The following is a 7,253-nucleotide window of genomic DNA, read 5'->3' on the forward strand; positions in this document are numbered from 1 at the left end:
ATTGTGTCTAACCTCCATAAATTTCTTATGATCTTCACTACATATTAATTTTTTAAATCAATATCAGTTGGAGCATTCTTAAATTTGGTGATTTTAAGTTGGATCTCATCTCCTGCTTTGTATCGAGCGTAAGAGTCTGTTTCCGTGACTGAAATTCGATCATTACCTTCAGGGTCGTCAACAATATACGCAACTGAAGTACCAAAAAGACTCTGATTCTTATCAACCTGAATAACCCTCACCTTTTCCGTCGCTTTACTCGTTACTGAATAATCATCAATAATGCTAATAATCAAATTCATCGCAGCATAAAATACTAAAGTTCCGAGCATTACGGCTATTAAATTAACAATCAACTTTTTCTTTACATTATCCCCAGGTTTCATATTGTGTGGCCCTCCAAGAACTAATTAACAAATTTTGTGCTAATTGAATCAATATCTTTGATGCTGATTGATGAAGAGCCATCTTCATTATTGGTAAACTCAATCCGCTGATCGTCCTTCAACAACTCAGCCGGAACTGACACTTCAATACCTGAATCTAACTTAAAAACTCGCTTGCCAAGTTTCTGTTCATATCCCATCGGGATATCAATGTATTTACCAATCTCACGCTCATTTAGGGACTCAACTAGGTCTTTTTGTGCAGCCTGGTTATCAGAGAAAGTAATCTTCGCAACGTTATCAACTTCAAGGGAATCTACAAACTGAGCATTCTCATATAAGTAGTTTTGGACATCTGAGAAAGCTTCATACTCAGGAATATCATATTTATCAGCTATGTTCTTAACTGCTTTGCGTAGGTACTTCAATTGAGTTCTTGCTGAAGCCTTTGGAGTTAGTCCCATTAAAGGTGAAAGGATATTGACCCTATGGCCATCAATTAAGTATTTCTTTTCAGTGACCCAATACGTGCCATGAGTTTTATCAATAATTAATCCATCGCTAATCTGCTGAGAATTTGGTTGAAGAATGTTATAACTACGTACTAGCGTATTAGCTACTCCAGATTCAGTTGATTTGAAACTCTGAGAATACATACGAGTAAAGTTCAATTTAAAAATGGCTAGGTAGTCATATGCACCTTCTGAGTAATCAATAGCTAGTAAATCACCGGAAGGAACTTCTTCAGCAGTTGCAATTGCGTTAAACATATCTTCAGCTAAATGACCCGTTGCCTCGATAAAAGACTCAGATGTGTTTAGATGCATCAATTGCTGGAGCAATTCATTTTCTTCAATATCACCTTCTTTAAAGTCACTACTGGTAAATTTATTTACAAAATTTTCAAGGTACTCATGAATACCCCCTACGCCCATTTCAAGCTCTTGATCTGACTTAATTAATTCACCATTATCTTTGTTTAGTACGTGTAGAATCGCATGTTTGATAATCATTTTTAATTACTCCAATCACTATTTGTTTTTAAAAATTTGCATTCTATTATTCTTTTCACCACGATAGTCGGAGAGCATATTATTGACCTTCAGGTATTTGCCGAAATCACTCTGCTCCGGTACCGCTTGATATTCCGTTAAATATGGACCTCTAGTACGTTGTTTTAGATCAGGTAAACGTTGTAATTTTAGATTTTTACGAATCCACTTCTTTGTTTCTTTTTTTGCGATATCTTTTGACGGATATGGGGGAAACTCTTTCACTTTCACCTGTCCATATTCATAAGCCAGTGGATTGCCAAAAAGGTCAATCTGAGTGACAACTATTGGCTGATATCTAACTGTTGCTGAATATCTCAATGTCTAACCTCCTTCTATATAGTGGTCAATGGAATTTGCAAACATTTATATTCAATTTCCAAAAAAAGTTTTATTCATCCATCCAAGCATCATTTACATATCCAACGATCTTAGTTTGATCTCCACTAGTTTTTTTAAAATTCGTTGTATCTAAGTTACGGTAGACATCAAAAATATAGCTCAGTGATATATCGACCAACTTGTGAGTCATGAACAATTGAATCAATTTTTTATACTTTTGACGATTATTGACTCCACCTGATCTACGCCAATACCATTAGCATTTTTCACAATCAGCTTTATCAAATTCTGTTTAATCATGGTCCTGCCTAACTTTCGATCGTCCTCCGGTAGCAGAGGTAACAACTCTTTCTTGAGATTTATGACAGGCATTGTAAATAACAGACTCGCTAAATCAATATTTGGATTGTTTTTAGCAAATCGAACATGCTTTAAAATAGTTCTCCCATTTTTGTCTGCCTGTGCAAGTATCACACCCCAATGACTTGGAAGTAATTTCATGGCTGAGGATAACAACTTGTTACCAACGACCAAGTAGTTCAAATCGAAAATCTTGTCATAACCTTTAATTTGATGTGGCAATCTCTTCAAAGAATCAAAGTCACTTTTGATTTCAATGCCAACGGTTCGTTTATTCACTAGGACCATGTCAACTCTTACGGGATCCGTCATTAACAGAAATTCTTCTAATATCCTTGTATCCTGGTAACTTGCAAATGTTTTTCGTAAAGCGACACGGATTTTCGTATCATCCACGAGTAATGTATTATTCAGCTGTTTAGTCGTGGTCATCTTCTACCACCTTTTCAGGCAGCTCAATAATTTCATATTGCCCGCCTAGTAGTCTAATTAGTCCATTCATTTCGTTCCTTGCATCTTCTAGACGTTCAAAGACAGTTCTAGGAGTTCTACTGTAATCAATTTCAGATCCCCAAGGATCCATAGACTGACCCAAAAAATATTTATCATTATTCAAATTTTTAATCGCATAAAACTTTGCCATTACTCTGCCTCCAATATATCCATTAATCCCAATACTACAAATCCGGTCTTCTGCTCATATGAAGAAATGTACTTAACAATCTTTGATACTTGATTGCCTGTATATTCGCCGTCTATCCATTCATGCAGACGAAGTATGTCACCAACCCGAAATCCTCGATCATTGTATCGAATTTCAAAATCTTTAATACCATTGCGAACATCTTGAAAGAAAATATGTTCAATCTTCAGATCATGAATATTCTTCACTCCTAACAATAAATCTTGTAAATATTCATGTTCTGAATTGAAATTGAGTTGACCTTTATTTACCATAAATTGCCTCCTAAATTTTGTTCTGCTGTCGTTACATTCTCTTTTACTGGTAATGATCTTGAACTTGCCATCGGTAGCGCTTGCAGGCGCTCTCTCTCGCCACTCCACCATTAACTTCTTTCGAAGTACAAATGGAGTTGGCTTGTGCGTCTCAAGCGCCATGCATTTTCATGCACTATTTTCTTTTTACCGTTTTAACCACCCACACGGATACCTAAATGTTTTGGCGTTAGTTTTACGTGCAACTGCTTAATCACGACATTTAGGCACAAAATAGCTCTGTACCATTACTGGTACGGTCTTACCGCAAGCTGTATGTCTTTCTACCAAGCGCAACCAAGGTAGGCGCTGATGTAGTGTTCCCTTCTCGGCTTCTACCATCAACGTACTTCACTGCTTCTCTGTTATTTGCTCCCACAGTGCATGAGCAAGGACCTTCACGTGCCGTCCATACGTCCAATATGGCTTCATTTTCCTCTGAGGGCGTTAACTAACTCATAGCCGTGAGGCTGCCTTACGGGCGAGGGTATCGGGTAATCCGTTACTTACCTGGAGACATAAAAAAGCAATGCTCCGATCTTCATACAGAAAACGGAGCATTGCTTCACAAAAAATTCAGACTTTTAGAGTTCACAAAGTGCCTGATTCGTGCTAACATACTAAGTATCAAGATTGTGAAACCCATTTTTGGGCGCACTTAATCCAGCACCTCTTTAAGTACTTTTTTAAGTCACAATCCTTATACTTTCTGTATAAAGAAGTATTCAATTGTAATTTGATGAAGGTTCAATTGTTCAGAAAAAGATCAGTAATATTGGAATTTTTTATCTTTGGCGAGATGGTTCCAATAGACCTACTGGTCTTTTTTGTTGTCCTCAGAAAAATACTTCTCAGATAACTCAATGGTTGTCATATTAAGAATCCTTGCTAGCTTCTCCAAGTTCTTGAAGTTAATAGATTTAGCACCCTCTCCAATTTCTAATCGACGTAGCGAACTACGTGGAATACCAGAAATTTTAGCGGCCATATCTTGTGTATAGCGATGCCTAGTTCTCCATTCTCTAATGGCATGACCTAGATCACGTTGTGCATTCTCTGTCACATTCTTGCTCCTTTCTTTGTCCATTTTGGACAATTATGTTCAAAAAAATTTGGCGAATATCGCCTAAAAAAATTTCTATTTATGTCCAAAATGGTGTAAAGTTACTGTAATAATTACACAAAAAAGAACAAGTAAGAACCCTTACGAGAGCCTATGTTAAGGCATCTTTAAGGTCTTCGTACTTGTTAAATAATATATCCCACCACTAGGATTTCACCGGAAAAGTCAAATATTTATCCGGAATAAGTTTTACTAATTTCTTCGGTAACCGTTTTCAAAGGCATTTTACTTGCCTTTTTTAATTTTTTACGACAGTATTTCAAATCTGCTCTTTATCAATTTCTTGATTCACTCGTTATTTTTTCCAAATATCACTTTTGAATCTACACAAAAAGACACCGTATTTTGCTCAAATTTTTTACGGTGTACTTATTCTTCTATGTAATTATGTAACTATCTTTTTAGGCTAACTGTATTGCCGCATTTCTATATTTTCTACGAATATTGGCCTCCGTCACGTTTTTCAGACGCATGAATCTAACCTGTGGCGTCTGCCAGTCTAAAATCTCTCTTGGATATTCATTAATCATCTTTGTATGCGAGGCTAGATCTGTCTCCGTAATCTTTGCGAATGACGTTCCTTTAGGATAATACTTTCTTATATCTCGATTAATTCGTTCAATCGTACCCTTTTCTTCTGGCCTATAAGGGTGGGCGAAATATACGTCTACTCCTCGCCTTTCAATATCATAGATCACTGTGCCATTTCTAAATTCTGGACCGCGATCAGTTGTAATCGATTTAGTATAATGCCCGTACTTTTTGAAGAACTTTTGCAAAGCATTCAGCAGTTCGCCACTCTCCTTATTCTTGATTATGTATGTTACCGTAAACCGCGACACACGTTCCACCAGTACAAGAACGCTAGTTTTTACGCCTTTTCTTGAATCAACACAATCCATTTCCCAGTGTCCGAACTCCGTTCGGCGTCTAATCCTAGTTGGCCGATTATCTATTGATCGCTGGGTCATCATCAGACTTTCTTTAACGGCTGCTGGTATAAAACGTACCTTTCCACGTCGATATTTCTTTTTTGTGTAATCAGCAAAGGCCTTAAACCCTTTTTCTGCATAGCAGTATAGCGTTGGTTCACTGATCGAAATATTACCCCGCTTAGCAATCATTGGTATACTCCAACCCTTTTCAACAATTAACTTCTTTACCTTTCGTAAATTACCACTAGAAGCCTTGTACTTGCTCTTTCTTCTCAGGATCCTATTTCTAGCTGCATTATAATCCGCAAACTCTGGATCGTAAGGTAGTTTTTTTAGTGACACGTCAGGTCTACGACGATTCTTGTTCACTTCATCGTAAATTGTAGACGATGATAGTTTTAATCGACGCGATATTTCATAAAAAGACAAGCTTGGCTTTGATTCGTAATGCCAAGACCAAATTAAAAAACGTTCACGTTTACTTAATCGTCTATATTCCTTCATTATCAAAAACTATTCTTTCTAAACTAAAAAAGACACCAAGTTAAATACTTCGTGTCTTCCCCAGTTATACATTAGGTTCAATTAATAAAATAATATTCTTACTTACCTGATTTGGCCAACATGAACAACTTATAACATAATCCACCATTTGTTGATACCATTCAATTAAACTTATCTGCCATTGTAGCCTTTAAATAAATTATCAAAAGGACTGTTTCCTGTGTTGGCTACCTGTGTTAAGAATATCCGGATTGCGCCTTGTGTTGTTAATCCTTGTTTTGCAAAAGTCTCATCTGCATTATCTTTTATTTCTGCTTCAATCCGTAATTGAATTAGTTTTTCAGACATCATCTTCTCCTTTTAGTTTCCCTATATTACATATTACTCAATGTATAAATTCAGTTCAGAAAGCTTGAATATTCTTATTTACCAAATTTGAATTATTATTGTTTTAGCTCATAAAAAAAGAAATCCCACATAGGAATTTCTTTCTCATTTTTACTTAACTTAGCTAAATGAATACTTGGTCAAAGAGGCTTGATTGAATGGTCAGCTCCTATAAACTTTTGAGAGTCAGAATTTACCAAGAAAAAATATTAATATGGCTAAGCTTTTCATTGATATATGCATCAAATCATGAATATAACTTTAGTACTGTATCACAGATTAAAGTCATATCAAAATTTTTTTGCACATCATCTTTTACTAAATTTCCTTCTTCCGACTTGCACTAAGACCAACCAAGCCAAGCAATGTTAATCCAGCAAGCGAAAGCATGCCTTCTGACGAATAACCCGTCTTTGGTAGAGCTTCTGCACCATTTGCGTCCATTAAATTAGAACGTCCTGAGGCATTCTTTCCAGCTGACGTACTATTGCCACTCTCTACACCGGAATTTGATGTACTCTCACTACCATTATCTGGCGCGGACAATACAGTAATGTCTGCAGTTGCCCAGGTTTTATCTCCAAGTACCCCTGAATCATTTAAGTTCATCATTTCCATTAATGATGCCAAATCAGAATTGGTCAAACTTAAACTTCCCCACATATACTTCACTGTATATTGTCCTGGCACATTTATGTCACCTGACAATACATATTGAATAACGTTCTCCGAAATATCATCACTGAAGTAACCATACGCTGTACGATCAACGAAAGTAATACCATTTACAGTAACATAGTTTCCATAATGATCTGTTAATCCAACAAAATTATCACCAGGTTGCCACGTCCCTGCCGTAACTGTTGAATTTTTAACTGATAGTTCCGGATTTGAAAGATTATTTCCAATCAAATTATTACCATTATTATTATCTCCAACGTTACCGCTACCGTTGTTATTACTTCCCTTATTGTTGTCACCAACGTTGTTATCTCCGGAGTTATCGGTTCCAGTATTACTGTTTCCAGTATTGTTGTCTCCGGAGTTATCAGATCCTGCATTACTATTTCCAGTATTGTTGTCTCCTGAATTATCAGAACCTACATTACTGTTTCCAGTATTGTTATCTCCGGAGTTATCTGATCCAGTATTACTGTTTCCAGTATTG

At 36.4% G+C, this 7,253-nt stretch carries 10 protein-coding genes; all 10 read right to left on the reverse strand.

What is annotated here, in order from left to right; translation table 11 throughout:
- Positions 1 to 44: 44 nt before the first annotated feature.
- Positions 45 to 386 carry a hypothetical protein gene (locus tag ESZ50_RS00765; protein ID WP_148621685.1) on the reverse strand — a complete coding sequence of 114 codons (342 nt, stop codon included), beginning with the start codon at positions 384 to 386 and terminating at the stop codon, positions 45 to 47.
- A 20-nt stretch (positions 387 to 406) separates the two neighbouring features.
- Positions 407 to 1,399: a nucleoid-associated protein gene (locus ESZ50_RS00770; RefSeq protein WP_148621686.1), complete on the reverse strand. Its 993-nt coding sequence runs from the start codon at positions 1,397 to 1,399 to the stop codon at positions 407 to 409.
- 18 nt (positions 1,400 to 1,417) lie between these two features.
- Complete coding sequence (locus ESZ50_RS00775; RefSeq protein WP_148621687.1) at positions 1,418 to 1,759, reverse strand: hypothetical protein; 342 nt, start codon at positions 1,757 to 1,759, stop codon at positions 1,418 to 1,420.
- Between the two features lie 222 nt (positions 1,760 to 1,981).
- Positions 1,982 to 2,572: a sce7726 family protein gene (locus tag ESZ50_RS00780; protein WP_148621688.1), complete on the reverse strand. Its 591-nt coding sequence runs from the start codon at positions 2,570 to 2,572 to the stop codon at positions 1,982 to 1,984.
- Positions 2,559 to 2,783, reverse strand: a complete 225-nt coding sequence (locus tag ESZ50_RS00785) for a hypothetical protein (protein WP_148621689.1) — start codon at positions 2,781 to 2,783, stop codon at positions 2,559 to 2,561. The genes ESZ50_RS00780 and ESZ50_RS00785 overlap by 14 nt, the downstream gene beginning before the upstream one ends.
- Positions 2,783 to 3,097 carry a DUF3850 domain-containing protein gene (locus ESZ50_RS00790; protein ID WP_222860775.1) on the reverse strand — a complete coding sequence of 105 codons (315 nt, stop codon included), beginning with the start codon at positions 3,095 to 3,097 and terminating at the stop codon, positions 2,783 to 2,785. Before ESZ50_RS00790 ends, ESZ50_RS00785 begins: the two co-directional genes overlap by 1 nt.
- 853 nt (positions 3,098 to 3,950) lie before the next feature.
- Positions 3,951 to 4,199 carry a helix-turn-helix domain-containing protein gene (locus ESZ50_RS00795; RefSeq protein WP_187387493.1) on the reverse strand — a complete coding sequence of 83 codons (249 nt, stop codon included), beginning with the start codon at positions 4,197 to 4,199 and terminating at the stop codon, positions 3,951 to 3,953.
- Positions 4,200 to 4,660: 461 nt separating this feature from the next.
- Complete coding sequence (locus ESZ50_RS00800; protein ID WP_148621691.1) at positions 4,661 to 5,698, reverse strand: IS30 family transposase; 1,038 nt, start codon at positions 5,696 to 5,698, stop codon at positions 4,661 to 4,663.
- Between the two features lie 171 nt (positions 5,699 to 5,869).
- A complete protein-coding gene (locus tag ESZ50_RS00805; RefSeq protein WP_148621692.1) occupies positions 5,870 to 6,046 on the reverse strand; it encodes a type II toxin-antitoxin system RelB/DinJ family antitoxin in 177 nt (58 codons plus the stop codon).
- 357 nt (positions 6,047 to 6,403) lie between these two features.
- Positions 6,404 to 7,253 (reverse strand): LPXTG cell wall anchor domain-containing protein (locus ESZ50_RS00810; RefSeq protein WP_148621698.1); only part of this gene is annotated, 850 nt, incomplete at its 5' end.

The sequence above is a fragment of the Weissella muntiaci genome, assembly GCF_008107635.1.
Taxonomy (GTDB): Bacteria; Bacillota; Bacilli; order Lactobacillales; family Lactobacillaceae; genus Weissella; species Weissella muntiaci.